23 protein-coding genes and 1 pseudogene are annotated in these 24,242 nt (G+C 73.5%); 6 read left to right on the top strand and 18 right to left on the bottom strand.

Features of this window, described 5'->3' with window-relative positions; genetic code table 11:
• Positions 1-34: 34 nt before the first annotated feature.
• From RB608_RS18705 to RB608_RS18695, 3 genes are read right to left on the bottom strand one after another with little or no spacing between them, the layout of a single operon-like run.
• Positions 35-2,626, bottom strand: a complete 2,592-nt coding sequence (locus tag RB608_RS18705) for a CHAT domain-containing protein (RefSeq protein WP_308089558.1) — start codon at positions 2,624-2,626, stop codon at positions 35-37.
• Between the two features lie 10 nt (positions 2,627-2,636).
• Positions 2,637-3,233 carry a hypothetical protein gene (locus RB608_RS18700; RefSeq protein ID WP_308089557.1) on the bottom strand — a complete coding sequence of 199 codons (597 nt, stop codon included), beginning with the start codon at positions 3,231-3,233 and terminating at the stop codon, positions 2,637-2,639.
• On the bottom strand, positions 3,233-3,850 hold the full coding sequence (locus RB608_RS18695; RefSeq protein WP_308089556.1) for a sigma-70 family RNA polymerase sigma factor: 618 nt from the start codon (positions 3,848-3,850) through the stop codon (positions 3,233-3,235). The genes RB608_RS18700 and RB608_RS18695 overlap by 1 nt, the downstream gene beginning before the upstream one ends.
• Before the next feature lie 522 nt (positions 3,851-4,372).
• Between RB608_RS18695 and RB608_RS18690 the strand changes: the two genes are divergently transcribed.
• Positions 4,373-4,501, top strand: coding sequence for a hypothetical protein (locus tag RB608_RS18690; protein ID WP_308089555.1), 129 nt, complete (start codon positions 4,373-4,375; stop codon positions 4,499-4,501).
• Here the strand turns inward: RB608_RS18690 and RB608_RS18685 are convergent.
• The 5 genes from RB608_RS18685 to eno form a co-directional block, all read right to left on the bottom strand.
• Positions 4,498-5,877: a helix-turn-helix transcriptional regulator gene (locus RB608_RS18685; protein ID WP_308089554.1), complete on the bottom strand. Its 1,380-nt coding sequence runs from the start codon at positions 5,875-5,877 to the stop codon at positions 4,498-4,500. The two genes, RB608_RS18690 and RB608_RS18685, sit on opposite strands and share 4 nt — an antisense overlap.
• Before the next feature lie 342 nt (positions 5,878-6,219).
• Positions 6,220-7,152 carry an exopolyphosphatase gene (locus RB608_RS18680; RefSeq protein WP_308089553.1) on the bottom strand — a complete coding sequence of 311 codons (933 nt, stop codon included), beginning with the start codon at positions 7,150-7,152 and terminating at the stop codon, positions 6,220-6,222.
• A complete protein-coding gene (locus RB608_RS18675; RefSeq protein WP_392391017.1) occupies positions 7,145-7,672 on the bottom strand; it encodes a DUF501 domain-containing protein in 528 nt (175 codons plus the stop codon). Before RB608_RS18675 ends, RB608_RS18680 begins: the two co-directional genes overlap by 8 nt.
• A complete protein-coding gene (locus RB608_RS18670) occupies positions 7,669-8,277 on the bottom strand; it encodes a septum formation initiator family protein (RefSeq protein ID WP_308089552.1) in 609 nt (202 codons plus the stop codon). The genes RB608_RS18675 and RB608_RS18670 overlap by 4 nt, the downstream gene beginning before the upstream one ends.
• A gap of 18 nt (positions 8,278-8,295) precedes the next feature.
• Positions 8,296-9,573 carry a phosphopyruvate hydratase gene (gene eno, locus RB608_RS18665; protein ID WP_308089551.1) on the bottom strand — a complete coding sequence of 426 codons (1,278 nt, stop codon included), beginning with the start codon at positions 9,571-9,573 and terminating at the stop codon, positions 8,296-8,298.
• A gap of 103 nt (positions 9,574-9,676) precedes the next feature.
• Between eno and RB608_RS18660 the strand changes: the two genes are divergently transcribed.
• Positions 9,677-10,072, top strand: a complete 396-nt coding sequence (locus RB608_RS18660) for a DUF202 domain-containing protein (protein WP_308089550.1) — start codon at positions 9,677-9,679, stop codon at positions 10,070-10,072.
• Between the two features lie 63 nt (positions 10,073-10,135).
• On the opposite strand, the gene RB608_RS18655 is transcribed toward RB608_RS18660, so the two are convergent.
• The gene (locus RB608_RS18655; RefSeq protein ID WP_308089549.1) at positions 10,136-10,837 is read right to left on the bottom strand and encodes a ferritin-like fold-containing protein; all 702 of its coding nucleotides are present in this window, start codon (positions 10,835-10,837) and stop codon (positions 10,136-10,138) included.
• 345 nt (positions 10,838-11,182) lie between these two features.
• On the opposite strand from RB608_RS18655, the gene RB608_RS18650 reads away from it, so the two are divergent.
• Positions 11,183-12,658 (top strand): DEAD/DEAH box helicase, encoded by a 1,476-nt coding sequence (locus RB608_RS18650; RefSeq protein ID WP_308089548.1) that lies wholly within the window; start codon positions 11,183-11,185, stop codon positions 12,656-12,658.
• A 112-nt stretch (positions 12,659-12,770) separates the two neighbouring features.
• Here the strand turns inward: RB608_RS18650 and RB608_RS18645 are convergent, their stop codons facing one another.
• The 3 genes from RB608_RS18645 to RB608_RS18635 all read right to left on the bottom strand — a co-directional run bounded on the left by RB608_RS18645 (position 12,771) and on the right by RB608_RS18635 (position 15,256).
• Entirely contained in the window at positions 12,771-13,634 is an 864-nt protein-coding gene (locus RB608_RS18645) for a hypothetical protein (RefSeq protein WP_308089547.1), read from the bottom strand.
• Between the two features lie 98 nt (positions 13,635-13,732).
• Positions 13,733-14,458, bottom strand: coding sequence for a L,D-transpeptidase (locus RB608_RS18640; RefSeq protein WP_308089546.1), 726 nt, complete (start codon positions 14,456-14,458; stop codon positions 13,733-13,735).
• A 6-nt stretch (positions 14,459-14,464) separates the two neighbouring features.
• Entirely contained in the window at positions 14,465-15,256 is a 792-nt protein-coding gene (locus tag RB608_RS18635; protein WP_308089545.1) for a ParA family protein, read from the bottom strand.
• A 70-nt stretch (positions 15,257-15,326) separates the two neighbouring features.
• Here RB608_RS18635 and RB608_RS18630 point away from each other — a divergent pair, with 70 nt between their 5' ends.
• On the top strand, positions 15,327-16,088 hold the full coding sequence (locus RB608_RS18630) for an SDR family oxidoreductase (RefSeq protein WP_308089544.1): 762 nt from the start codon (positions 15,327-15,329) through the stop codon (positions 16,086-16,088).
• A 141-nt stretch (positions 16,089-16,229) separates the two neighbouring features.
• Here RB608_RS18630 and RB608_RS18625 read toward each other — a convergent pair whose 3' ends face one another.
• From RB608_RS18625 to RB608_RS18605, 5 genes are all read right to left on the bottom strand, one after another.
• On the bottom strand, positions 16,230-16,838 hold the full coding sequence (locus RB608_RS18625) for a MarC family protein (RefSeq protein ID WP_282400506.1): 609 nt from the start codon (positions 16,836-16,838) through the stop codon (positions 16,230-16,232).
• The gene (locus tag RB608_RS18620) at positions 16,835-17,707 is read right to left on the bottom strand and encodes a PHP domain-containing protein (protein WP_308089543.1); all 873 of its coding nucleotides are present in this window, start codon (positions 17,705-17,707) and stop codon (positions 16,835-16,837) included. Before RB608_RS18620 ends, RB608_RS18625 begins: the two co-directional genes overlap by 4 nt.
• A 52-nt stretch (positions 17,708-17,759) precedes the next feature.
• A complete protein-coding gene (locus RB608_RS18615; RefSeq protein ID WP_308089542.1) occupies positions 17,760-19,460 on the bottom strand; it encodes a phosphatidylglycerol lysyltransferase domain-containing protein in 1,701 nt (566 codons plus the stop codon).
• Between the two features lie 75 nt (positions 19,461-19,535).
• A complete protein-coding gene (locus RB608_RS18610) occupies positions 19,536-20,234 on the bottom strand; it encodes a DUF6758 family protein (protein ID WP_308089541.1) in 699 nt (232 codons plus the stop codon).
• Positions 20,235-20,306: 72 nt separating this feature from the next.
• Positions 20,307-20,867 (bottom strand): histidine phosphatase family protein, encoded by a 561-nt coding sequence (locus RB608_RS18605; RefSeq protein WP_308089540.1) that lies wholly within the window; start codon positions 20,865-20,867, stop codon positions 20,307-20,309.
• A 55-nt stretch (positions 20,868-20,922) separates the two neighbouring features.
• Here RB608_RS18605 and RB608_RS18600 point away from each other — a divergent pair, with 55 nt between their 5' ends.
• Complete coding sequence (locus RB608_RS18600; protein ID WP_308089539.1) at positions 20,923-22,128, top strand: MFS transporter; 1,206 nt, start codon at positions 20,923-20,925, stop codon at positions 22,126-22,128.
• Between the two features lie 126 nt (positions 22,129-22,254).
• A pseudogene (locus tag RB608_RS18595) lies at positions 22,255-23,578 on the top strand (ISL3 family transposase).
• Between the two features lie 86 nt (positions 23,579-23,664).
• On the opposite strand, the gene RB608_RS18590 reads toward RB608_RS18595, so the two are convergent.
• Positions 23,665-24,240 carry a hypothetical protein gene (locus tag RB608_RS18590; protein WP_308089538.1) on the bottom strand — a complete coding sequence of 192 codons (576 nt, stop codon included), beginning with the start codon at positions 24,238-24,240 and terminating at the stop codon, positions 23,665-23,667.
• Positions 24,241-24,242: the final 2 nt, after the last annotated feature.

Below are 24,242 nucleotides of genomic sequence, written 5' to 3'. Positions count from 1 at the left end.
GACTGGTGCTGTCGGGACCGGGATTGATCCGTCGCTACCGGGCGGGGTCGGCCCGTCCCACGAATCGGAACGCCCCCCAGTAATAGGGATGGGGGTAGCGGCGCGCGACCTGGCGCCGGGCCCGGCGCAGGGCAGCGGCGGGCTCCGCGCCGGTGGCGAGAGCACGGTAGAAGTGCGTCATCAGCTCCAGCGTCACCGCGTCGTCGACGACCCACAGCGCCGCCACGACCCCGCGGGCGCCCGCGGCGAGGCACGCCGACACCAGCCCGACCGGCTCGCTGGTGTGGTCGGACGAGCGGCCCGAGCTGCAGGCACTCAGCACCACGACGGCGTCGTCGAGCGTGACCTGGCCGGCGGCGATGTCACGAGCCCGCAACCAGCCGTCCGAGAGCCGGAGGCCGGAGGACAGCGGATCGTCCTGACGGAACACCCCGTGGCAGGCGAGATGGACGACGTCCACGCCCGCCGAGCGACCCACGAGTGCTCCCCGGGTGGCCTCGTCCGCGACGAGGACCTCCGCCTCGGGGAGGTGGCGCAGGATCATCGCGGCCTCCCGCTCGATGGAGGGGGCGTTCTCGTCCGCCACGGCCAGGACGAGCGCGGTCAGCTCGGGGGCCTCCGTGGGCATCCGGTCGGGCGGGAGGAGCGGACGGGCGAGGCTCGCGTACCACGGTCCGACCTCGTCGAGCAGCGCGTCGAACGGTACGGCGTGCAGGTGCCGGTGCCCGATCACGGGGAGCTCGTCGTCGAGGTCGGCCAACAGCTCCACGACGGGTGCGAGGAGCAGGTCGAAGAGCCCGTCCAACGCGGCCGAGGAGGTGAACCCCGGATCCACGCTGCCCCCGGGAGACATCAGGGTGCACTCCTGCTGCCACGCGTTGACGAGACGTCGGCTGCTCTCCGCGGTCCGTGGCAGCACCCGCGCGTCCACGTGACCGTCACGGAGGACGAACACGACGACGTCGTCGCCGGCGACGTAGTACTCGACGAGGGAGCCGCCGGGGAGCGCCGGCAGCGCCTCCTCGGCGTCACCGGACACGACGGGGGCAGGTGCGATGGCGTCCGCCAGCAGGCGCTCCAGCCGGCCGCGGCGTCCGGAGGGCGGGGCGCCGGCGATCGCGGAGGTGCGCGGCGGGTCGACCGCCGCCGCCTTGGCCGCCCGGGCGCGACGCAGGGCCTCGACCCGCCCGGCATGGTCGCCGCGCTCGAGCAGCAGCAGGATCAGCTCGTCGGTCGCCTCGATGAGCGAGGGGCACCCGACGCTGGTGCGGTGGCCGAGGCGCTGCGCCCACCCCCTGCCCACACGCAGCACCCGGCGCAGGGACGCGACCGCCTGCGGGACCTGGCCGGTCCGCCGCTCGTGGCGGGCCCGGGCGAGGAGGACGTCGGCCCGCAGCTCGGGTGTCCCGAGCCCGACCGCACGGGAGGCGGCGGCGTCGAGCAACGCGGCGGCGGCCTCCGGCTCCGCGACCCGGGCCGCCAGCAGCCGGGCCCGGACGATGACGAGGGACGGCGTGTCCTCGACCTCGGCGGCGATCACCCGGTCACAGGTGGCGCGGCAGGAGTCGAGGTCGCCCAGCGCCCAGGCCGCCTCAGCCTGGAGGAGCCAGGTGTGCATCCGCATCAACCGGCTGCCGCAGTCGCCGAACAGGCGCTCGGCGACGTCGAGCTCCGAGGCCGCCGCCCGGTGCCGGCCCCAGGCCAGGGAGGCCCGGGCGCAGGCCAGCGCGGCGCGCGCGGAGCACTCGACCGCCCCGATCTGCATGAACACCTCCTCGGCGGCGCGGGCCTCCGCGTGCGCCTCGGCCGCGAACCCCGACCGCAGCAGCGCGTCGGAGCGGACGAGGGCGTGGAGTGCCACGTGCCACCGCGTCCCGGGCAGCTCCGAGGCCAGGCAGTCGAGCACGTCGAGCGCACGCGCGACCTGTCCGGTTGCGGAGAACGCCTCGGCGACGAGCGCCGTCGCGGCCGTGGCCCGGGGAGTCTGGCCGGAGGCCTCGTAGGACACCCGGGCCCGGTTGAGCTCCAGCAACGCGTTGTGGGTCAGTCCGGCGTCCAGCGCCGCCCGGCCACGGCTGAGCTGCACCTGGGCGATGCTGTCGGAGTCGCCCAGCGCGCCGAACAGGTTCTCGGCCGCGTCGTACTGCCGCAGGGCGGCGGTCGCCTGGCCCCGCCCGGCCAGGGCGTCAGCGAGCTGGCGCTGGACCAGCGCGACGAGACCGGCGACCCGAGCATCCTCGTGCGGGACGCGGCCCAGCTCTGCCTGCAGCCGGAGCAGACCGGTCTCGGCGGCCTCGAAATCGCCGACCAGCAGCTGCACCTCCGTCGCGCCGGCTGCGGCGCGCACCGCCTCGAGCGAGTGGTCGGCGGCGAGCCAGTTGCGGCGCGCGCTGCGGTAGGCGGCGGCCGCGGCGCCGAGCTCGCCGCTGGCCACCGCGAGGTCGCCGCGGACCATCTCGATCCCCGCCAGCCGGGCGGCGTCGCGCCGGCCGTCGAGCCCGGCCTCGGCGCACTCGATCAGCTCGCGGCACCGCGCCACGTCCCGGTTCAGCCAGCCCTGCGCCTCCCTGATCAGCTCGTCGATCTCCGCCCCGGCGCCCGCCGCGGCGTGTCTCGCGATGCTCATGTCCGGGCGCTCAGCGACGCAGGTCGAGGGTCGCACGCACCCGGGTCGCCCCGGAGGTGAGCCACAGCTCGTCGACGTCGAGAGGGACCCCTCGGGCGTCGAACCTGCCGTCGGGAGTGGTCCGGACCGCCCGGCGGAGATCGCCGTGGGCGAGGAAGGCGAGGTCCACACCGCCGGCGCCGGGCGCCAGCATGACCAGACCCTGGACGTCGACCTCGCCGACCCCCGCTCCGGTCGCGTCGAGGACGAACCGGCCGAGCTCGCTGTCGAAGGCGAGGTGGACGCCGCCGTCGGCGCTCGACCGCACACCCGCGGCGGCGAGGCCCGAGCGTGCGTCCTGCAGCAGCCACGCGTCGGACCAGCCCTCCGCCCGCATCGGACGGTGCAGCTCGTCGAAGACGCCTCGCAACCGGGCGCTGAGGTCCGGCGGCGGCTGACTCAACGGCATCGAGCCGGCGGCGGCGAGGAAGTCGCGGATCCACGCGACGCTGGCCGACGTGGCTGGATCGCCGGAGTCGACGTACGTCGCGACCGCGGCGGCGGCCTCGTCGGTGAGGCGGCCCTCGATCCAGTCGAGCAGCTCGGTGAAGGTCGGCCGGGCGGTCATCATGCCTCCTCCCCCATGATCGCGCGCAGCTTGTCGAGGCACCGGCCGCGCAGCGGCCCGATGCCGCCGATGGACCGGCCGAAGCGCTGGGCGATCTCCGCATAGCTCGGGGCGTCCGGCTCGAAGTAGAGGGCGACCAGGAGCTCCCGGCAGGTCCCGCCGAGCGTGGTGAGGGCGTCATGGAGCGCGGTGGTCGTCGCCCAGTCCGCGAACGGGTCGGTGGCGCCCTCGGGCGCGGCCTCGAGCGTGGTGGTGCGCCGACTCAGGTTGCGCGTGCGCCAGGCCTGACGGCGGGCGACGGTCATCAGCCAGGACGCGATCTTCTCGTCGTCGCGGAGCCGGTCGAGCGCGTCGACCAGGGCGACGAAGGTGGCCTGGGTGACGTCCGCGGCATCCTCCGCGCTGAGGCCGTTGCGCAGGGCCACGGTGTAGACGAGCCGCTCGTACCGGCCGACCAGCTGGTTCCACGCCTCCGCGTCGCGGCGACGGCAGCGGCGCAGCAGGTCGGTGTCGGTGACCACCTCGCCACGGCGGCGATCCGCGCGATCGGGAGGTGCGGTCCGGCCGGCCGGTCGCAGCTCGGTGACGCGAGACGGATGCTCGCTCAGTGACGTCATGTCGGGTCCCCAGGAGAAGCTCGTGGAACGCACCCACATGCGTTCCGGGAAGAGAGCCCGCGCCAGACACTGCTGCGATCCGCCCGAGAGAGCTGTCGGTTGGACCCGGCCGGCGCTGGCCCTCGGGTCGCTCTCGACCCTAAGCGGCAGATCACGGCGCCCACAAGACGCACTCCGACTCTCCACACCCCGCCGGATCAGAGCGGCGTCCACAGCGCACCAGTGCTGCGTGAGCGTCTCCACATCTCGGCCGGACCGGCCCCGCAGGCTCCGCGGGGATGCCCGTCGCGGCTCGACGACGACCGTGTCGCCCGGCGCCGGACCGACCCGAGGCACGAGCGCGCCGGCACGAGCACGGCTCCCGATTGCCGTGGCTCTTCTCGTGCCGGCGTCCGAGACAGGACATTAGCACCGGTTTGCCCCCGCGGCATTCCGTGGTTGACCAAGATATGACAATCTCGATGGCAAATCCCGCGGTCGGGCATCCCGCCCGGTCGCACCTCCCCCCCGAAGGAGAACCCGATGTTGAAGACCCGCAAGATCGTCGCCGCCACCGCCGCCGCCCTCGCCGCCACGCTGGCGGTCGCCCTGGGCACGCCCTCCCAGGGCGCATCGGTCGTGATGGCCGACCGGCCGTCCGGCTGCTGCTAGGACACGTCCTGGCGGGCCCGGCTCGTCCGCCGGTCCCCGCCGCGCAGCCGAAGGCCGCTTGCGCTCGCCGCTGACTTGAAGGCGGCGTGCGCCGCGGCGGTCTCGCCGAGGACGTCGAACAGCTCCGCCAGCTCGCACCAGGCCTGGGCCACCCAGCGGTCGGCGCCGGGCAGGGCGGTCAGCAGCGCCGTGGCCTCCCGGCAGACGTCGATGGCCTCGTCGGTGCGGCCGAGCTCCGCCAGCGCCTCTGCGTGCGCTGTCGCGGCCTCGGCCGCGCCGAGGGAGGCCTGCCCGGGCGTCGCGTCGCGAGCCGCTATGACGACGTCGAGCGCCTGCTCGGGGCGCCCGTCCACGATCAGCGCGTGCGCCAGCACGACCTGTGCCTGCGCGATCTCGGCGCGCGAGGCACTCGTGCCGCGCAGCTCCTCGTTCGCCCGCTCCAGCTGGACGAGGGCCTGCGCGGCGTCCGGTGGATCGAGCGCGAGTTGGAGGCGTCCGAGCTCGAGCCGGAGCCGAGCGAGGTTGCGGGCGTCCTGTCCCTCGCCGAGCAGGCCGAGGGCCCGGGTCGCGAGGGCCAGCGCCGCCTGGGTCTCGCCCCGCTCGGAGTAGACGATGCTCGCGTTCCAGTAGGCCGCGCTGCGTGCGGCGGGCGACGACACCTCCTCGGCCATCGCGATGGTCTCGGTGCAGATCCGGGCGGCGCGGTGGAGGTCGCCGCGCTCGATGTAGGCGAGCGCGACGGTCATCGCCAGCTGCACCGCCTCGTCGCTGCGCTCCAGTCCGCCGTCGGCGATGACGGGGCGGATCCGGTCGCCGACCTCGATCGCGAGGTTGAGGTCGCCCGCCTCGCGGTAGCACCGGCTCAACGCGATGCCGCACCGGAGGGCGGGGAGGCCGTCGACGTCGGCGAACAGCGACTCGAGCTCCATGATCGCGTCGTCCAGCTGACCCATCGCCTCCAGCGCCCGGGCGACGACGAACCGCCCCCGGGTCGTGAGGTCCGGGACCGAAGCGCCCTCGGCGCGCGCCAGGGTCTGGCGGGCCTGGTGCTCGGCATCGACCGCCTCGCCGTTCTCGAGCGCGAGCTCGGCGTAGCTGAAGCCCAGCCGGATCTCGTCGAGCTGCTGCTCCGAGGCACCGGCCACGAGGTCCCCGATCGAGGTGCCGAGGCGCTCGCTGATGACGGTGAGCGCCGCGACGGTCGGGCGGCGGGCCCCCGACTCGATGCGCGAGACGTAGCCGACGGAGTAGGCGTCGCCGGCGAGGTCGGCCTGGTTGAGCCCCTGCGCCACCCGCGCCGAGCGCACGCGCGCGCCGAGAACGACCGGGTCGACCGTCCCCAAGAGCTGCGCCCAGCGCGCGTCGACTTGACTCACGAGGATGCATGCTAGGCGAGCCCTGTTCACATCCGCTGACAAATCGTGTCAATGAGGTCCGTTCGGACCCCGGGCGGCCGGATCGTCGCCCACCCGGGGCGTCCCGGTACGGCGAGCGGCGGACAGCCCTCCGCAAGCCCGCTCCGCCCGCCCCCGGCGCGCCCCCACGGGCCTCCCGCGGACCGGCGCCGGGGCCCGCGGAGCCGCTGTCGACACGCCCGGCCGGCAGCGCGACACGCCGACGAACGGGCGAAAGTAAAATCTTTCGAGAACGTCCACGGGGCGACGCCGGATGTGGCAACACGAGCCGCGTGAGGTCGGCGATGCGCCCGTCGGCGTCGCTCAGCGCACCAGCGACCAGGCGATCCCGTCGAGGATGTCGGTCTCCGCGACGGTGACCGTGGCGACCGCGAGCCGGTCGAGCACCCGGTCGACGATCAGGGCCCCCGCGTCGATGACGTCGGCACGGCCGGGATGCACCCAGCCGAGCCCGCGACGCTCGGCGACGCTCATCGCGAGCAGGCGACCGGCCTGCGCCCGGAGGTCGACCGCGGCGAGCGTCCGGCCGTGGATCAGCGCGCGGTCGTAGGCGGCGAGACCGAGGGTGCCGGCGGCGAGCGTGGTGTTGGTGCCGGCGACGAGGACCACGGACCGGGCCACCGCGGGATCGATCGGGCAGGCGTCAAGGGCTGCGTCGACGTCGGCGACCACCGCCGCGATCTCGTCGGGGGTGATCGGGTCGTGCCGGACATGGCGCTCGTGGAGCCGGACCGAGCCGATGTCCATCGAGTGCTCGGCGCTCGGCCCGCTCGCCGGGTCGCCGAGGATGAGCTCGGTCGAGCCGCCGCCGATGTCGACGACGAGGGCGGGCTCGCGCACCTCGACCGCCACCGCGGCGAGTCCGCGGACCGCGCCGTCGAAGGCCAGCCGTGCCTCGTCCTCGCCGGACAGCACCTCGGGGTCGATCCCCAGCCGGGCACGCACGCCGGCGGTGAACTCGGCGGCGTTCGAGGCGTCTCTGGTGGCCGAGGTCGCGCAGAACCGGATCCGATCCGCGCCGACGCCCGCGGCGCGGATGAGCGCGGCGTACTCGTCGAGCGCCGCCCAGGCCCGCTCCAGGGCCTCGGGCGCGAGCCGTCCGGTGGCGTCGACGCCCTGACCGAGCCGGATCATCCGGCTCTCGCGGCGCACCTCGTCGGGCTCGTTCGCGGGGTCGCCGACCAGCAGCTTGATCGTGTTGGTGCCGCAGTCGATCGCGGCGACCGGGTCACGCACCTGAGGGGTCCCCCGGTGTCACGCAGGGCCCCTTGGCCCACCAGTCGCCGAGGATCTCCAGCACCTCGTCGCCGAGCGGGTTGACGCCGGGGCCGGCCGCCAGGGCGTGGCCGGCCAGCACGTGCAGGCACTTCACCCGGTCGGGCATGCCGCCCGCGGAGATGCCCTCGATCTCGGGGACGTCGAAGCCACCCGCGACGCCGACGGCCGCCCGGTCGGCGAGGTACGCCTCGTGCGCCGCCCGGTAGGCCGCCGCGAGCTCGGGGTCGGTGCCGAGTCGCTCCTGCATCCGCTTCATCAGCCCCGACGCCTCGAGTGTGCCGATCCGGGAGTTCACCCGCGGACAGGTGAGGTAGTACGTCGTCGGGAACGGCGTCCCGTTGGGCAGCCGCGGCTGGGTGGCGACCACGTCGGGGTTGCCGCACGGACAGCGGTGCCCGATCGCGTGCACCCCTCGCGGCGGACGGCCGAGCTGGGCCGCGATGACCGCCTCGTCGCTGCTGGTCATGGCCTCGGTCACTCGGACAGGTCCTCCTGGGGCGCCTGGATGTCGTTCTTGGGGGCGCGCACCTTCGTCGGCGGGTTGCCCGCGATCTTCATCGAGTCCCACGCGTCCTCGTACCAGGTCCGCTCGTCCGGGTCGGCCACCTCGGCCGGGTCGCCGAGCTCGGCGGCCGTGTCGAGCGGGTTGCCGTTCTCGTCCACGACCACGAACGGCGTCTCGCCCTGGGCGACGTACCCGAACCGGGCACGCGCCTGCTGGGCGACGTACGCCGGGTCCTCCCAGCGGCTCTTCTCGTCCTTGAGGTCGTCGATCTTCGCCTCGCGCTCGGCGATCTGCGCCTCCAACGCGGTGATGCTGCCGCGCTGCTGGAGGTAGGCCCTCAGGGAGGAGGCGTAGGAGACCGCGAGCACCGCGAGCACGAGCACCAGGACCGCGGCGCGACTGGTGAGCCGGGCCTTCTGCTGGTGCTCGGCGCGGGCCCGGACCAGGGCCGCCTCGCGCTCACGGGCGGCCTGCTTGCGCTCGGTCTTGAGCCGCTCGGCGTAGCGTGGCCCGGACCGCCCCCGCGCGGGGCGGCCGGGCTTGCGCGAGGTACGTCGCTCGCCCGGTGTCACGGCCATGACGGATGTCTCCCGGGCTCAGCCCTGGTAGCGGGGGAAGGCGGCGGCGCCGGCGTAGCGCGCGGCGTCGCCCAGCTCGTCCTCGATGCGGAGGAGCTGGTTGTACTTCGCGACCCGCTCGGACCGCGCCGGGGCGCCGGTCTTGATCTGGCCGCAGTTGGTCGCCACCGCGAGGTCGGCGATCGTGGTGTCCTCGGTCTCGCCCGAGCGGTGGCTCATCATGTTGCGGAAGCCGCTGCGGTGCGCGAGCTCGACGGCGTCGAGGGTCTCGGTCAGCGAGCCGATCTGGTTGACCTTGACCAGCATCGCGTTGGCCTGGCCGCCGGAGATGCCGCGCTGCAGGCGCTCGACGTTGGTGACGAACAGGTCGTCGCCCACGAGCTGGGTCTTGGTGCCGAGCTCGTCGGTGATGGCCTTCCAGCCCTCCCAGTCGTCCTCGTCAAGCGGGTCCTCGATGCTGACGATCGGGTAGGACGCGACGAGGTCGGCGTAGTAGGCGGTCATCTGCTCCGCCGTCTTCTTCTCGCCCTCGAAGGTGTAGGCGCCGTCCGCGAAGAACTCCGAGGCCGCGACGTCGAGCGCGAGCGCGACGTCCTTGCCGAGCTCGTAGCCGGCCTTGGCGACCGCCTCGGCGATGAGGTCGAGCGCGGCCCGGTTGGACGGCAGGTCCGGCGCGAAGCCGCCCTCGTCGCCGACCCCGGTGGCCAGGCCCTTGTCCTTGAGCACCGACTTGAGCGCGTGGTAGACCTCCGCGCCGACGCGCAGCGCCTCGCGGAAGGTCGGGGCGCCGATCGGCGCGATCATGAACTCCTGGATGTCGACGTTGGTGTCCGCGTGGGCACCGCCGTTGAGGATGTTCATCATCGGCACCGGCAGCAGGTGGGCGTTGGGGCCGCCGACGTAGCGGTAGAGCGGCAGGTCGGCCGAGTCGGCCGCGGCGCGCGCGACCGCGAGCGAGACGCCGAGGATGGCGTTGGCGCCGACCTGGGCCTTGTTGGGCGTGCCGTCGACCTCGAGCAGGGTCTGGTCGATCAGCCGCTGGTCGGCGGCGTCGAGGCCCTCGATCGCCGGTCCGAGCGTCTGGATCACGGCGTCGACGGCCTTGTGGACGCCCTTGCCGACGTAGCGGTCGCCGCCGTCGCGCAGCTCGACCGCCTCGAAGGCACCCGTGGAGGCGCCGCTGGGCACCGCCGCGCGGGCGAAGGACCCGTCATCGAGGAGGATCTCGACCTCGACGGTGGGGTTGCCGCGGGAGTCGAGGATCTCGCGGGCTCCGACGGCTTCGATCGCTGCCACGTGTACTGCTCCTGGAGTCGGGGACGGGCTGTCGTCGCGGTCAGCCTAGACCGCGACGGGCGTGGTTCCGGGCAGCACCCACCGGGCGTGGGATTCTGTGTAGGTGGCCCCTCCCGATCACCCCGAGGCGACACCCCGGCCCCGGCAGCGGCCGCGCCGCGTGTACGACGTCGGGCAGAACCCCGAGCCGCGCGACTCGCTCGCCAACGAGCGAACCTTCCTGGCCTGGGTGCGCACCTGCCTGGCGCTGGTCGCGGGTGCGGTCGCGGTCAGCTCGCCCGCCCTGGAGTTCCCGCTCACCGCGCGGCTGCTGCTCTCGCTGGGCCTGGTGCTGGTCGCCGCGGTGGCGCTCGGCGTGGGGTGGCACCGGTGGACCCGCACGGAGATCGCGATGCGCACCGGCGGCACCCCACCGGGCTTCACGGGCGGCATGGTCGTGCTCGGGGCGGTCGGGCTGCTGATGGCGGGGGCACTGGCGGCGACCCTGATCGGCCACTGACCCGGGCCGAGTCCCACGCGCCGGTCGTCGGCGCCGGGTGTCGGCGCCGGGTGTCGGCGCCGGTCAGGCCTCCAGCCCGAGCTCGGACATCCGCGCCATGTGGCGCTCGGTCAGCCGGGTGAACATCCGGCCCATCGCGGCCAGGTCGAGGCCGGGGCGGTCGACGCCGCCGGCGAGGAGCGCGGTGAGGGCGTCGCGGTCGGCGGCGACCCGCTGGGCCTGGGTGAGCGCCTCCCCCATCAGCCGGCGGCCCCACAGCGCGAGACGGCCGCCGAGGCGGGCGTCCTGCGCGATGGCGGCCCGGACCCGGTCGACGACGAAGGTCGCGTGGCTGCCCTCCTCCATCGAGGACACGACGAGGTCGCGGGTCTCGGGATCGAGATAGGCCGCGATCTCGCGGTAGAAGTCGTTGGCGAGCCCGTCGCCGACGTACGCCTTGACCAGGCCCTCGTACCAGTCCGCCGGCGCCGTGTGCCGGTGGAACTCGTCCAGCGGCGCCCGGAACGGGAGCATCGCCGCGAACGGGTCGGCGCCGAGCTCCCGGATCCGGTCGTGGAGGGCGTGCACCTTGACCAGCTCGCCGCTCGCCATCGTCGCGAGATCGACCTTGTCGGCCAGGGTGGGCGCCAGCTTGGCGTCCTCGGCGAGCCGCTCGAACGCCGAGATCTCGCCGTAGGCGATGGCCCCCAGTAGGTCGATCACGGCCTCGCGATAGGCGGGGTCGCCGTCGGCGGTCGGGGCGCTCACGTCGGCGGATTCAGCCATGGCTGCAGGCTACAAGTTCGGCCGGGCCGGGCGCTTCTCCGCCACAGGTCGGGCAGCGAGCCGCCCGCGATGGGTCCCCCGTCGCCGCCGGCCTGTACGCTGGACGTCGGTGAGAGCCTGTCCGACCCCTCAGGGCCGGCGAGGCCCGCCCGGGCACCCGCCCACGTATGTGCGCGGCTGAGTGTGAACAGCCGCATTGATCTGGCGCCTGCCGACCGGCTGACGACACTCACGAAAGCGAACAGAACACTGACTTCCAACGACACCACCGCTGCGTCCGCTCCCGCTGAGTCCGACTCGGGGGCAGTCGCCGCGGAGGCCCCCACCTTCCGCGACCTCGGCGTGATGCCCCTGATCTGTGACGCGCTGGAGCGCGCCGGCATCACCCACCCCTTCGCCATCCAGGAGATGACCCTCTCCGTCGCACTGATGGGCACCGACCTGATCGGCCAGGCCCGCACCGGCACCGGCAAGACGCTCGCCTTCGGCATCCCGGTGATCCAGCGCAGTGTCGCGCCGTCCGACCCCGACTACGCCGAGATCCCGCAGGGCAAGCCGCAGGCGCTGATCGTCGCGCCGACCCGTGAGCTCGCCCTCCAGGTCTCCAGCGACCTCGAGATCGCCAGCCGCGACCGCGGGCTGCGCGTCCTCACCATCTACGGCGGCGTCGGCTACGAGCCCCAGATCGAGGCGCTCGAGACCGGCGTCGACATCGTCATCGGTACGCCGGGGCGGCTGATCGACCTCGCCAACCGCAGGGTCCTCGACCTGTCCCACGTCCACGCCCTGGTCCTCGACGAGGCCGACGAGATGCTCGACCTCGGCTTCCTGCCCGACGTGGAGAAGCTGCTCCGGATGACCCCGGAGACCCGGCAGACCATGCTGTTCTCCGCCACCATGCCCTCGGCGATCGTCTCGCTCGCCCGGATGCACATGCGGCACCCGATGAACATCCGCGCCGAGTCGTCGTACGAGAACGCGACGGTGCCGGCCACGGCGCAGTTCATCTACCTGGCCCACGACCTCGACAAGCCGGAGATCATCGGCCGGCTGCTGCAGGCCGAGGACGCCGACAAGATGATCGTGTTCACCCGCACCAAGCGGCAGGCCCAGCGCGTCGCCGACGACCTCGTCGAGCGCGGCTTCAAGGCCAGCCCCCTGCACGGCGACATGGCCCAGGTCGCGCGCGAGAAGGCGCTGACGAGGTTCCGCGAGGACAAGATCAAGGTCCTCGTCGCCACCGACGTCGCCGCCCGCGGCATCGACGTGTCGGGCGTGAGCCACGTCGTCAACTACACCTGCCCCGAGGACGACAAGACCTACGTCCACCGGATCGGCCGCACCGGCCGCGCCGGTGCCTCGGGCATCGCGATCACGCTCGTCGACGCGACCGACGTGCACCGCTGGAAGATGATCAACAACGCCCTGGATCTGCCTTTCCCCGAGCCGATCGAGACCTACTCCACCTCCGAGCACCTCTTCCACGACCAGGGCATCGCCCCCGGCACCAAGGGCCGCATCGCGCCGCCGGCGCCGCCCGCACCTCGCGGCGAGCGCTCGGGCGAGCGGTCGGGGTCGGGCGAGCGGGGTGGGCGCTCCGGCGAGCGCCGTTCCGGCGAGCGCCGTTCCGGCGAGCGCACCCGGACCCGCACCCGCACCCGGAGCGGCCAGCCCGTCGAGGGCGGCGCCGCGGAGCAGACCAGCGCCGCCACCGCGGCCGACCCCGCCGAGGGCGGCAACCGCAACCGCCGGCGCCGGCGCCGGGGCAGCGGCGGCGGGTCCGCGGCGGCCACCGACGCCGCGCCGACCCCGTCGGCCTGACGGCTGGGTCGGCGGGGTCCTGACCGGGACCTCACCAGGATCTGAGCAGAGACGAACGGAGCCCGGGCTGTGCCCGGGCTCCGTTCGTGTTCACTCGTGTTCGCCGAGCTCGTCAGACCTTGGGCGGCAGCGGCTCCACCCACACGTTGCCGACCAGCATCGGGTGGTCGCTGATGCCGTTGTAGACCTTGCGGTAGTCGCTGAACTTCGTGCCGGTCCAGGTCGCGAGCATCCAGTCGGGCCCGGCCTTGGGCGGCACCGGGCAGGGGTTGCGCTTGGTGCCGCCGAGCGAGACCAGGTCGGTCGCCTTGGCCACCCGCTGGCAGAACTCGACCCGCTCGTTCATGTCACCCATGACCAGTACCGGCTTGCCCTTGGCGCCGAGTCGCTTGATGAGCTTGATCTCGCGCACGGTCGAGATGTCCCGCTCGGCCTCGAGGCCACCGGGGGCGTTGTGGATCGCCACGACGTAGACGACGCGCTTGGTCGTGCGGTGCTTGAGCTTGACCCACGGGATCGCCCGCATCCTGCCCATGGACGGCCGGTAGATCTCGCCCTTGTCGAGGGCGTCGTACTCGCCGGCGTGCCAGGCGATCTGGATCGCGCCGCTGAAGTTGTCGAGGGTGCGGCGCGGGTAGAACTTGAACCGCGGCAGGCGGTTCTGCAGCACCTTCAGTTGCGACTGGTGCACCTCCTGGAAGGCCACGACGGTGCGCTTGTTGCTCTGCACCTCGGTGGCCGCCCGGTGCGCCCGGGTCGCGCCGCCGGGTGCCATCGAGGCGGTGAGGATGTTGAAGGACATCGCCCGGATCTCGAAGCCGCCGCCCTTCTGCGAGGTGGCCGGGTCCGGCACCGACGCCGGCTCCGGGTTCGAGGGTGCCGCGACGGCCGGCGCGGGCGCGAAGGTCACGGCGAGGGTCAGGACCGTCAGCGTGGCGACGGTCGTGGCGAGGTGCTTTCCGAGGTGGGCGAGCATCCGGGCACCCTAGACAGAAGCCCCCCGAGCAGGGCAAATCGTGCCCGGCCCCGACCTGGGGCTGCCGAGGCGTCTGGGGCTGGTGGGCTCAGCGAGGCTCAGACGGTGACGACGACCGGGGTGCCGATGGGCGCGAACTCCCACAGGGCGACGGCGTCGGGCCGGTCCTGCCGGATGCAGCCGTGGGAGAGCGGGGTGCCGAGCTGGGCGATCGTCTGCACCGGCTCGCCGCGGTCGACCGGGATCGTGTGGAACCCGATCGCGGCCCCCTGCGTGCCCTGGGTGAACCGGACGAAGTACTCCATCGTGCCCGAGTCGTCGATGCCGATCGCGTCGCGGCTGCGGGAGTAGACGGCGTAGCTGCCGGGCTCGAGGTTGTCGTAGACGCTGCCGGAGACGGGATAGGTCCGCTCGACGGAGCCCGTAGCGCCGACCAGCCAGACCCGCTGGCGCCCCTCGCTGAACACCACCCGACGGCCCGAACCGGACGCCGCCGGCAGCTTGGTGGAGTCGGACTCCGCGGCGATGGGGGTGCTCGCGTCGGCGAGCTGCCCGGTGACGGGAGCCGCGGGCGGATCCACCGCCGGATCGGAGGCCGGGTCCGCGGCCGGCTCGGAGGCCGGGTCCGCCTCGGCGCCCGCCGATCCGGCCACCGAGCTGGCCGCCGCCGGCCCACCGCCGCCGGTCGGGACCAGCCCGAAGCCGCCCGCGAGCGCCACCACCGTCACCGTCAGGGCCGCGACGACCGCGGCGATCCGGCCGTAGCGGGGCCGGGCCGGGGCACGATGCCGGCCGCTCCCCCGGCGTACCGCGTGCTTCGCCACGGCGCCTCAGCGCCCCGCGCGGACGATCAGGGAGGCGGCGACCTCGCGGTAGGCCTCGGCGCCCTTGCTCGTGCGACTGGTCGCGAGGATCGAGCGGCCCGCGGCCGGCGCCTCCGCGAACTTGATCGTCTTGGGGATCGGCGGCTCGACGACCTCGAGGTCGTAGGTCTCCGCGATCGTGTCGAGTACGGCGCGCGCGTGGTTGGTGCGACCGTCGTACAACGTGGGCAGGACGCCCCACACGGCGAGATCGCGATTGGTGAAGCGGCGCACGTCGTGGACCGTGTCGAGCAGCTGGCCCACGCCGCGATGCGACAGGGTCTCGCACTGCAGCGGGATGAGCACGCCGTCGGCCGCGGTGAGCGCGGCGACGGTGAGCACACCGAGTGACGGCGGGCAGTCGAGCAGCACCCAGTCGTAGCTCCGGCCGCTCTCGCGGAGGTCCTCCAGCACGCCGCGCAGGATGTGCTCACGCCCGGTGCGGGTCAACAGGTCCGCCTCGGCGCGGGCGAGCTCGATCGTGGCCGGCAGCAGGTCGACGCCGTCGTCGGTCTCGAGGATCACCTCGGCGACCGCGGTGCCCTTGGTCAGCACGTGATGGACGGACAGCTCGAGGTCCTCGGGGTCGATGCCCAGCGAGAAGGTCAGGCAGGCCTGCGGATCGAGGTCGACCAGGAGCACCGACTGGCCCCGCTCCGCGAGGGCCGCACCGATCGAGGCGACACTGGTGGTCTTCGCGACGCCGCCCTTCTGGTTGGCGACAGCGAGGATCGTGGGGGGAGCCGGCACGCTGTTCATCGCCCCCATCATGCCGGATGGCCCGCGGCGCGTCCCCGCGCCGGGCCCGGGGTGCTCCTAGTCTTGCGGCATGCCCACCGCCCTCGTCACCGGCGCGACCGCCGGCATCGGCCTGGAGTTCGCCCGCCAGCTCGCCGCCCGCGGCCAGGACCTGGTCCTCGTGGCCCGCGACGAGGTGCGGCTCGCGTCCGTCGCCGCGGAACTCCGGTCGTCGTACGCCGTCGCGGTGGAGGTGCTCCCCGCCGACCTCACCGCCCTCGACGCGCTGGCCCGGGTCGAGGCCCGGCTGGCGGACCGGTCGGCGCCGGTCGACCTCCTGGTCAACAACGCCGGGTTCGGTCTCAAGAAGCGCTTCCTGGACAACCCGGTCGACGTCGAGCAGGCGCAGCAGGACGTCCTGGTGCGGGCCGTGCTGCGGCTCACCCACGCGGCGCTCGGAGGCATGGTCGAGCGCGGTCGCGGCGGGGTGATCAACGTGTCGAGCGTCGCCGCCTTCCTCCCCCGCGGGACCTACAGCGCGGCGAAGGCGTGGGTGAACTCGTTCAGCGCCTGGGCCCACCAGGAGTACGCCGGCCGCGGCGTCACCGTGATGACGCTGTGCCCGGGCTTCGTGAAGACCGAGTTCCACCAGCGCCTCGGTGTCGAACGCGACACCTCCGCTCCCCGGTTGCTCTGGCTCGAACCCGACCGGCTGGTCCACGACGCCCTCGCCGACTTCGACCGCGGCCGCGCGATGTCGATCCCCTCGAAGCGCTACAAGGCCATCGTCACCGCGAGCCGCCTGGCACCCCGCCCGCTCCTCCAGCGCCTCCAGTCCCTCGGTCGCAAGTGATGTTGAGTTGCCGCTTCTGACCTGTCGAGCCGTCGAATCTGACCTGTTGAGTCCGGATCCAGCGAGGAGATGGACGACTGGCAGGGTCAGAAGTGACGACTCAACGGGTCAGAACCGACGACTCGACCACGGCCCGCAGCGTCAGCCCTCGCCGGCGATAAAGGCACGGACGGCGTCGGCGACGAGCTGGACGGCGATGGCCGAGAGCAGGAGGCCCGCGATCCGGGTGACGAGCAGGACGCCACCCTCACGGATCAGGCGGAGGATGGGCAGCGAGTAGCGCATCGCGGCCCACAGGGCGAGGTGGACCCCGATGACGCCGAGCGCGACCGCCACGCCGTCGCCCCAGGTGTCGATGTCCTGCACGAACAGCATGGTGGCGACGATGGCGCCGGGGCCGGCGAGCAGCGGGGTGCCGAGCGGCACCAGGGCGATGTTGGCGTCGGTGGACGCGGTCATCGCCTCCTCCTTGCCGGTCAGCAGCTCGAGTGCGACGAGGAGCAGCAGCAGCCCGCCCGCGCACTGAAGTGCGGGCAGCGAGATGTGCAGGTAGTTGAGGATCTGCTGGCCGAAGAACGCGAACAGGGTGATCACCAGGAAGGACACCGCCACGGCCTGCCAGGCGGCGCGGCGGGCGGTGGCGGGACTGCGCCCCGCGGTCAGCGACAGGAAGATCGGGACGGTGCCGACGGGATCCATGATGACGAAGAGGGTCACGAAGACCTCGACGAGCAGGACGTACTCGATCACCGGCCTCTCCCCCCGGCCAGGCCCGTCGGTGAGCCGAGGGCGGCGGCCCGCTCGAGGATCCGGTCCAGCTGGGCGCGGTCGGTCGTCTCGCTCCCGAGGTCGTGCCCGGTCTTCCCGGCGCCGTGGTGGTCGCTCGAGCCGGTCACGACGAGACCGAGCCGGCCCGCGATCGTCCGCAGCCCGGCCCGGGCCCGCCGATCGTGATCGAGGTGGTCGACCTCGATGCCGCCGAGCCCGGCAGCGGCCAGGTCCGTGAAGGCCGCCTCGTCGAGCACCCCCGCGGAGGCGCGGCCCCACGGGTGGGCGACGACGGCGACCCCGCCGGCTCCGGTGACCAGGCCCAGCATGGTGACCAGGTCGGCGGCGTACCTGTCGACGAAGGCCGGGCCACCGTCGTAGAGGTAGCGGGCGAAGGCCTCGTCACGGTCGTGGACCGCGCCGAGCCGCACCAGCAGGTCGGCGACGTGCGGCCGGCCGGTCACCTGGTTGTCGGGGCTGACCTCGGCCAGCGCCTCTTCCGTCACGGGGATGCCGAGGTCCCGCAGCCGGGCGAGCATCGCCGGCACGCGGTCCTCGCGCCCCGCGACGATCCGGTCGAGCTCGGCCCGGAGCGCCGGATCGTCCCGGTCGGGGAGGTACGCCAGCAGGTGCACCCCCTCGCCGCGGTAGCGGGTGCTGACCTCGATCCCCCGGACCAGCCCGATCCCGGTGTCCTCCGCCGCGACGACCGCCTCGTCCCAGCCCGCCGTGGTGTCGTGGTCGGTGAGCGCGACGACCTCCAGGCCGGCCGCCGCCGCAGCTCGCACCAGGTCGGCGGGCGACTCCGTGCCGTCGCTGACACTGGAGTGGGTGTGGAGGTCGATCGTCACCGTACGAGGTTAGCCACGGATCGACGCCGGGTGCCCGCACGCGGCCGGCAGGTCAGGCGGCGACCTCGACCCGCTCGTCCGTCCGGTCCGCGACGGTGACCGTCACGGGCGGCAGCGACCGGGCCACGGGTACGCCGGCGTCGCGGGTCTTCGGCGTGACCAGATAGGCGACCAGCACGGCCGCGCCGATCCGGGGCAGGTCGGCCAGCGAGCGGTAGGTCAGGTGCAGGGTCTCGCAGCGCGGTGAGAACTTGGCCTTGAAGGCATGCAGCGAGGCGAAGCCGTACAGCGGCTCGAGCACCCGCGCCGAGCGCTCCAGACCGCGCTGCAGCCAGCCCTCGGGCTCCCCCGCGCTGCGGGCCAGCGGAGCCGCCGACAGTGACACGACCCGCGCTCCCTCGTCCTTGAAGGCCAGGCAGGACTCGGCGATGAGGAACTCGATGACCGGCCGGAAGCCGTCCTCCGGGCGTCGCATCAGGTCCAGGGTCCAGCCGTCGATGCGGCCCTCGCTCCCGTGGACGGGCAGCCAGGAGAGGAACCCGTGCACCCGGTCGTCGGCGTCGAGAGCCAGCGCGACCCGCACCCGCGGGTCCATCGCGTGGTCGACACCGCCGAGGGTGAAGCCCAGCTCGGGTGTGCGCTGGCGCCGCAGCCAGCCGTCGCTGATCGACCGGACCTGCGCGACGACGTGCGGGGCGGCGTCGGCGAGCACGACCAGCTCGAAGCGGATGCCGTCGCGGGCGGCGCGGTTGCGCGCCGTACGGACGTCCTGCCAGCGCTTGCCGCGGAACTCCAGCTCGGGGAGGTCGAGCAGGGTGTCCTCCCCGACCTGCAGGCTGCGGCCGCCGATGGCCCGGGCGACCGGCTCGCTGACCGCGAAGTGGCTGGGGATGAGGTGCTCGTCGGCGCAGAAGGTGGCGAACGCGGCCGGGGCGCGGTCGCGCCACCCGGCGGTGCCGATCGGGTCGCCGAGGGCCAGTGCGACGCCGAGGTGCCGGCGGTAGGCGACGTAGCCCTCGCCCCGCGGGTCGTAGAGGTAGCGCACCCCCGGCCACGTGGTCATCCAGGAGATCGAGCCGCCGCCGTCGCGCTGCAGGTGGGCGACCGCCCGGTCACGGTTGACCACCGGACGGCGCCGGGGCCCGATCAGGGACCCGATCAGCAGGCCGCCGGCGACCGCGACCAGGTGGACGACGTCGGCGAGGTGCCCGACGACGAGCAGGGAGACGACCGCGTAGCCGACCAGCCCGGCGCGGGCGATCCGGCGTGGGGCGGTGCTCAGGAAGGCGGTCATGGCGGCGCCGACGGCCAGCGCACCGCCCGACGGGCCGACGTCCATCGCCTGCCGGAGCGAGGCCGGCCCGGCGGCCAGGATCAGGCCGCTGGCGACGAGCACGCTGCCGACCTGGGTGCCCAGCCACAGCAGAGCGGTGCGCAGCGTGCCGAGCCGGGTCTCGGCGTACCCGACGCAGAGCCCGAAGCTGAGCAGGACGGGGAGATAGCACCAGGGCTCGATGGCCAGCAGCGGTCCGGTGAACAGCGTCCACCAGTCGCCGGCCTGCAGCGCGCCCGGCCCGTAGGCGAGGGCGCGCCCCCACCCGTGGTCGAGGGCCCCACTGGCGAGCGCGCCGGTGCCGATCCCCACCGCCAGGATGAGGAGCAGACCGGAGACGGTGAACGGCCGGCGGCGGGCCGCGGCGAAGCGACGCGGTGCCGGGTACGACGCGCGGTCGGCGGCTTCGTTGGCTGACATGACTCCAGCCTCGTCGGGCGAGGCGGTCCGGTCAGTAGCGCACCGACCCGACCTGGGGTAGTGCGTGCACCACCCTCACCAGGAGGGTGCGGGCCCGCCGAACGGCAGGGCGACCAGCTGCGGACCGGTGGCGGAGATGTCGCGGAGGATCCACTCGTCGCGCAGCAACAGGATCGCCGAGGCGGGGCGCAGGATCAGCCACAGCCAGCGGCCGCCGGCCTCCCCGGCGAGCACGGAGCGGTCCCACTCCCCCGGCCTGGCACTCACCGAGACCGGCCACAGTCCGACGGGGTACTGGTCGACGCGGACCCGGACCGGCGGCGGGCCGTCGCCGACCTCGTGACCGGGGTCGAGACGCTCGGGATCGTCGGGGGCGGCGATGCCGGCGACACGGGCACCGAAGCCGGTGCCCGGCTCCTCGCTGATCACCATCACGTCCACCGGTCCGTCGAGCTGACTGGTCCCGGAGACGCAGGCCATCGTGGCGTGCGCGGTGTCACCCTCGGCGACCACGGCCGCGAAGTCGCTCACCGTCCAGCCCGGCCCCAGCGGCCAGGGCAGGAAGGTCGGGAAGAGCGGCCCGACCCGCAGCAGGTGGGCCGCGAACTCGTCGTACGACGACACGACCGGCCGCCAGAGGGGAACGACGATGCCGTGGTCCGGGCACGACCAGCGTCCGTCGCCGAGCTCGGCCACCGGTGCCGGGCAGCGCGGGCACCCCACGCGCACCCCGTCGGGGCCGCCGCGGGATGCTCCGGGCTCATCGGTCGGCATGTCCGACACCGTGCTGCGCCGCGGCCGGTTCGTCAAGCATCCGGGCCGGGTCGGTGTGGGTCGGCCCGGGGCTCAGCTGTTCCAGCGCAGCAGCACGGGGGTCTCCCGCTCGTGGCCGAGCTCGGAGAGCGTGGCGGTGTCGAGGCGGAAGAGTCGTCCGTCGGCGACCGGCAGGCCGAGCCAGCGGGCGGCCAGTGCCCGCAGCACGTGGCCGTGGGCGACCACCAGGACCGGGCCCGCGGCGGCCCGGATCCGGGCGACGACCCGGTCGCAGCGGGCCGCGACAGCCGCGGCGGGCTCACCGCCCGGAGCCGGGTGGGTCCACACCGTCCAACCGGGTACCTGCTCACGGATCTCCGCGGTGGTGCGGCCCTCGTAGTCGCCGTACCCCCACTCACGGAGGTCGTCGCAGACCTCGGCGTCGGGGAAGCCCGCGAGCTCGGCGGTACGCCGGGCGCGGCGTAGCGGACTGGTGAGTACCTCGGCGAAGACGGTCCCGCCGAGCCGGCCGGCCAGCCCGCGCGCGACCTCCTCGCCCTCCGGGAGCAGCGGCAGGTCGGTCCGGGAGGTGTGCCGTCCCGCGACGCTCCACTCCGTCGCGCCGTGGCGGGCCAGGAACGCGGAATCGGCCATGGGGACATCCTGCCAGTCGCGCCCGGGCCGGCCCGGGCGGTGGCAGGATCCCGCCATGCCCCTGACCGCCCCCCTGACCCGGTACCGGCTCGCCGTCGCGCTCGGCTTCGCCACCCAGGGCTTCGTCTTCATCGGACTCACCACCCGTCTGCCCGACCTCAAGGACCGCTGGGAGCTGTCCGAGCTGTCCATCTCCGGCGTGCTGCTGGCCATCGTCCTGCTCGCGGGCGCCGGGTCCGTGCTCGCGGAGCGGCTCGCGGCCCGGACGGCGAGCGCGCGGGTGCTGCGGGCCGGGCTGGTGCTCGTCGCCGGCGGCGCGGCCCTGATGCTCGCCGCGCCCGCGTGGGCAGCATTCCTCGTCGGTGTCGGCGGGTACGGCGTCGGCCTCGGCATGGTCGACGCGACCACCAACATGCAGGCGGTCGCCCTGGAGCGGCGCTTCGGCCGCACGATCCTCCCGAGCTTCCACGGGGCGTGGACCTTCGGCGGCCTGCTCGGTGCGGCGGCGACCCTCGCAACGGCCGACCTCGACCTGGCCTGGACCGCCCTAGTCGCGGTGGTGCCGCTGCTCGCCTCGGGCGCGGCCTTCCTACCCCGGACCCGCGACCCCGGCGACCCCGGTCGCCCCGGCGCCGGCCCGGCGATCCCCTGGCGGCCGATCCTCCTGGTCGGTCTCGGCATGGTCGTCTTCTACATGGTCGACACGGCCGCGCAGACCTGGGGCGCGATCTACCTCGACGAGGTGGTCGACGCGCCGTCACGCTGGGTCGCGCTCGCGACGCTGCCCTACCTCCTGGCGAGCCTGGTGGTGCGCCTGGCCGGCGACTCGCTGGTCGAGCGGTACGGCGCGACGCCGGTCCTGCGGATCGGGGCCGTGGTCGCCTGCGGTGGTCTGGCCGTGGTGACCGCCGCCCCGACCTGGCCGGTCGCCGTCCTGGGCTTCACGCTGACCGGGGCCGGCATCTCGGTGGTGGCGCCGCTGAGCTTCTCGGCGGCGGCCCGGATCGCCGGCGGCTCGGTCGAGCGGGTCGACACGGTGATCGCCCGGTTCAACCAGTTCAACTACGTGGGCGGTCTGCTCGGCGCGGTGCTCACCGGGGTCGTCGGTCAGGACGAGCTGCGGTTCGGCTTCGTGGTCCCGATGGTGCTGGTGCTGACCCTGCTTCCCCTGGCCCGCTGGTTCGCCGCGCGCGACGTACCCGAGGTCCGCCCACCCGGCTCAGTCTTAACCGGAACTGACGCCGACCCGGCGCAGTCTTAACCCTTGGGTTCAAACTGGCTCTTCACAGTTGAGGGTGTAACGAGCGCTGGCGTGGCGGTCCCGGGATAGATGTCGAGGTCTCCCGAGGATGGAAGTTCTCACGCTCGCCATCCGGAAGACCTCGACTTGCCTGACGCTACCTTCGCGCGCCCTGACCTGACCAAGTTGCTGCCGCCTCGACGACCTCGGTCTCGAGGTCGTCGGCCAAAACCTCAAGCCCGACCGTGCGGTCCTGGCCTGCCGCGTCGTCGACGCCGACGACGGCAGCGAGGGGTGGTGTCGACGCTGCGGCTGCCAAGGCGCACCTCGCGACACCGTGACCAGGCGGCTGGCACACGTCCCCTTGGGCTGGCGCCCGACCACGCTGCTGGTCTCGATCCGTCGCTACAAGTGCACCGGCTGCGGACACGTGTGGCGCCAAGACACCCGCCGCGCCGCCGAGCCGCGGGCGAAGCTGACCCGCACCGGCCTGCGGTGGGCCCTGGAAGGCATCGTGGTCCAACACCTCACCGTCGCCCGGGTCGCCGAAGGGCTCGGGGTCGCCTGGAACACCGCCAACGCCGCGGTCCTGGCCGAAGGCAAGCGGGTCCTGATCGACAAGGAGGACCGCTTCGACCGGGTCGCGGTGATCGGCGTGGACGAGCACGTGTGGCGCCACACCCGGCGCGGCGACAAGTACGTCACCGTGATCATCGACCTCACCCCGGTCCGCGACGGCACCGGCCCCGCACGCCTGCTCGACATGGTCGAGGGTCGGTCGAAGTCGGCGTTCAAGGCCTGGCTCACCGAACGCCCCGATGCCTGGCGCGACGGCGTCGAGGTGGTCGCGATGGACGGGTTCACCGGCTTCAAGACCGCTGCTGCCGAAGAGGTCCCCGACGCGGTCGCGGTGATGGATCCCTTCCACGTGGTCCGGCTCGCCGGCGACGCACTCGACCAGTGCCGCCGCCGGGTCCAGCTCGCCATCCACGGCCACCGCGGCTTCAAGGACGACCCGCTCTACAAGGCGCGACGCACTCTGCATACCGGCACCGGGCTGCTCACCGACCGACAGATCGACAGGCTCAACCGACTGTTCGTCGACGACCAGCACGTCGAGGTCGAAGCGACCTGGGGCATCTACCAGCGCATGATCACCGCCTACCGCACCCAGGACCGGGCTCACGCCCGCGAGCTGATGGTCAAGCTCATCGCCGACCTCAGCGCCAGCGTCCCCAAGGCACTGATCGAGGTCGCGAAGCTCGGCAGGACGTTGAAGAAGCGGGCCGCCGACGTGCTCGCCTACTTCGACCGCCCCGGCACCAGCAACGGACCCACCGAGGCCATCAACGGACGGCTCGAACACCTCCGCGGCTCCGCACTCGGGTTCCGCAACCTCACCAACTACATCGCCCGCAGCCTGCTCGAGACCGGCGGCTTCAGACCCCAACTCCTACACCGTCAACTGTGAAGAGCCTTCAAACTGCGCCGGGTCGGCGTGCTTGCCGACTTCAACTGCGCCGGGTCGGCGTGCTTGCCGACTTCAACTGCGCCGGGTCAGCGCCGGACCGTCGGCCGGCACACCCGGCACGTGGCCAGGTGGGCGTTGTCCTCGCCGACGGGCGCGAGGTCGTCGCGGTGCGCGATCAGCGCGCAGTCGCGCCGGTGCATCGTGGTGCCGCCACCGGCGACCACCGGGATCGCGCCGACGTCGAGGCCCTGCGCATCGGTGCGGGCCGTCGTCGCGGTGACCTCGGCGAGCACGAGCAGGGTGTCGGCGAGCCGTTTGGACGACTCGCGCCCGTCGGCGGCGATCCGGGCCAGCCACGCGCCGAAGTAGAGGAAGCCGCCGACGAAGGTCAGGCCGAGTCCGAGCATGCCGCCGGAGACGACATAGGACATCTGGTCCCACTGGTAGGGCGTGTTGGCGGCGCCGTACCAGCCCAGGATGATCACCACGATCCCGAGCGGGAGCATGATCGCGCCCGCCCAGAAGAGGACCACCTGGAGCAGGGCGTAGTGGTTGTCCTTCAGGGGCGCGACGCCGGAGCGGCCGGCGCCGGCGAGGTCCCCGGCCCGGGGCAGGCCCGGGGATCGGGCGGGGCGGCTCGAGGGCGTGGCGGCTGTGGTCATGG

It is taken from the genome of Nocardioides sp. LHD-245, from assembly GCF_030929495.1.
In the GTDB taxonomy this organism is placed as follows: Bacteria; Actinomycetota; Actinomycetes; order Propionibacteriales; family Nocardioidaceae; genus Nocardioides.
The sequence above is the reverse complement of the archived record's forward strand: the minus strand, read 5'-3'. Positions and strand labels throughout refer to the sequence as shown.

Coding starts and splice junctions, on each gene's coding strand:
- RB608_RS18600 (WP_308089539.1), top strand. CDS start 20,923: ATGCCCCTGACCGCCCCCCTGACCCGGTACCGGCTCGCCGTCGCGCTC.
- RB608_RS18645 (WP_308089547.1), bottom strand. CDS start 13,634: ATGCTCGCCCACCTCGGAAAGCACCTCGCCACGACCGTCGCCACGCTG.
- RB608_RS18590 (WP_308089538.1), bottom strand. CDS start 24,240: ATGACCACAGCCGCCACGCCCTCGAGCCGCCCCGCCCGATCCCCGGGC.
- RB608_RS18670 (WP_308089552.1), bottom strand. CDS start 8,277: ATGGCCGTGACACCGGGCGAGCGACGTACCTCGCGCAAGCCCGGCCGC.
- RB608_RS18615 (WP_308089542.1), bottom strand. CDS start 19,460: ATGTCAGCCAACGAAGCCGCCGACCGCGCGTCGTACCCGGCACCGCGT.
- RB608_RS18690 (WP_308089555.1), top strand. CDS start 4,373: ATGTTGAAGACCCGCAAGATCGTCGCCGCCACCGCCGCCGCCCTCGCC.
- RB608_RS18605 (WP_308089540.1), bottom strand. CDS start 20,867: ATGGCCGATTCCGCGTTCCTGGCCCGCCACGGCGCGACGGAGTGGAGC.
- RB608_RS18610 (WP_308089541.1), bottom strand. CDS start 20,234: ATGCCGACCGATGAGCCCGGAGCATCCCGCGGCGGCCCCGACGGGGTG.
- RB608_RS18700 (WP_308089557.1), bottom strand. CDS start 3,233: ATGACCGCCCGGCCGACCTTCACCGAGCTGCTCGACTGGATCGAGGGC.
- RB608_RS18695 (WP_308089556.1), bottom strand. CDS start 3,850: ATGACGTCACTGAGCGAGCATCCGTCTCGCGTCACCGAGCTGCGACCG.
- RB608_RS18650 (WP_308089548.1), top strand. CDS start 11,183: ATGCCCCTGATCTGTGACGCGCTGGAGCGCGCCGGCATCACCCACCCC.
- RB608_RS18630 (WP_308089544.1), top strand. CDS start 15,327: ATGCCCACCGCCCTCGTCACCGGCGCGACCGCCGGCATCGGCCTGGAG.
- RB608_RS18705 (WP_308089558.1), bottom strand. CDS start 2,626: ATGAGCATCGCGAGACACGCCGCGGCGGGCGCCGGGGCGGAGATCGAC.
- RB608_RS18655 (WP_308089549.1), bottom strand. CDS start 10,837: ATGGCTGAATCCGCCGACGTGAGCGCCCCGACCGCCGACGGCGACCCC.
- RB608_RS18635 (WP_308089545.1), bottom strand. CDS start 15,256: ATGAACAGCGTGCCGGCTCCCCCCACGATCCTCGCTGTCGCCAACCAG.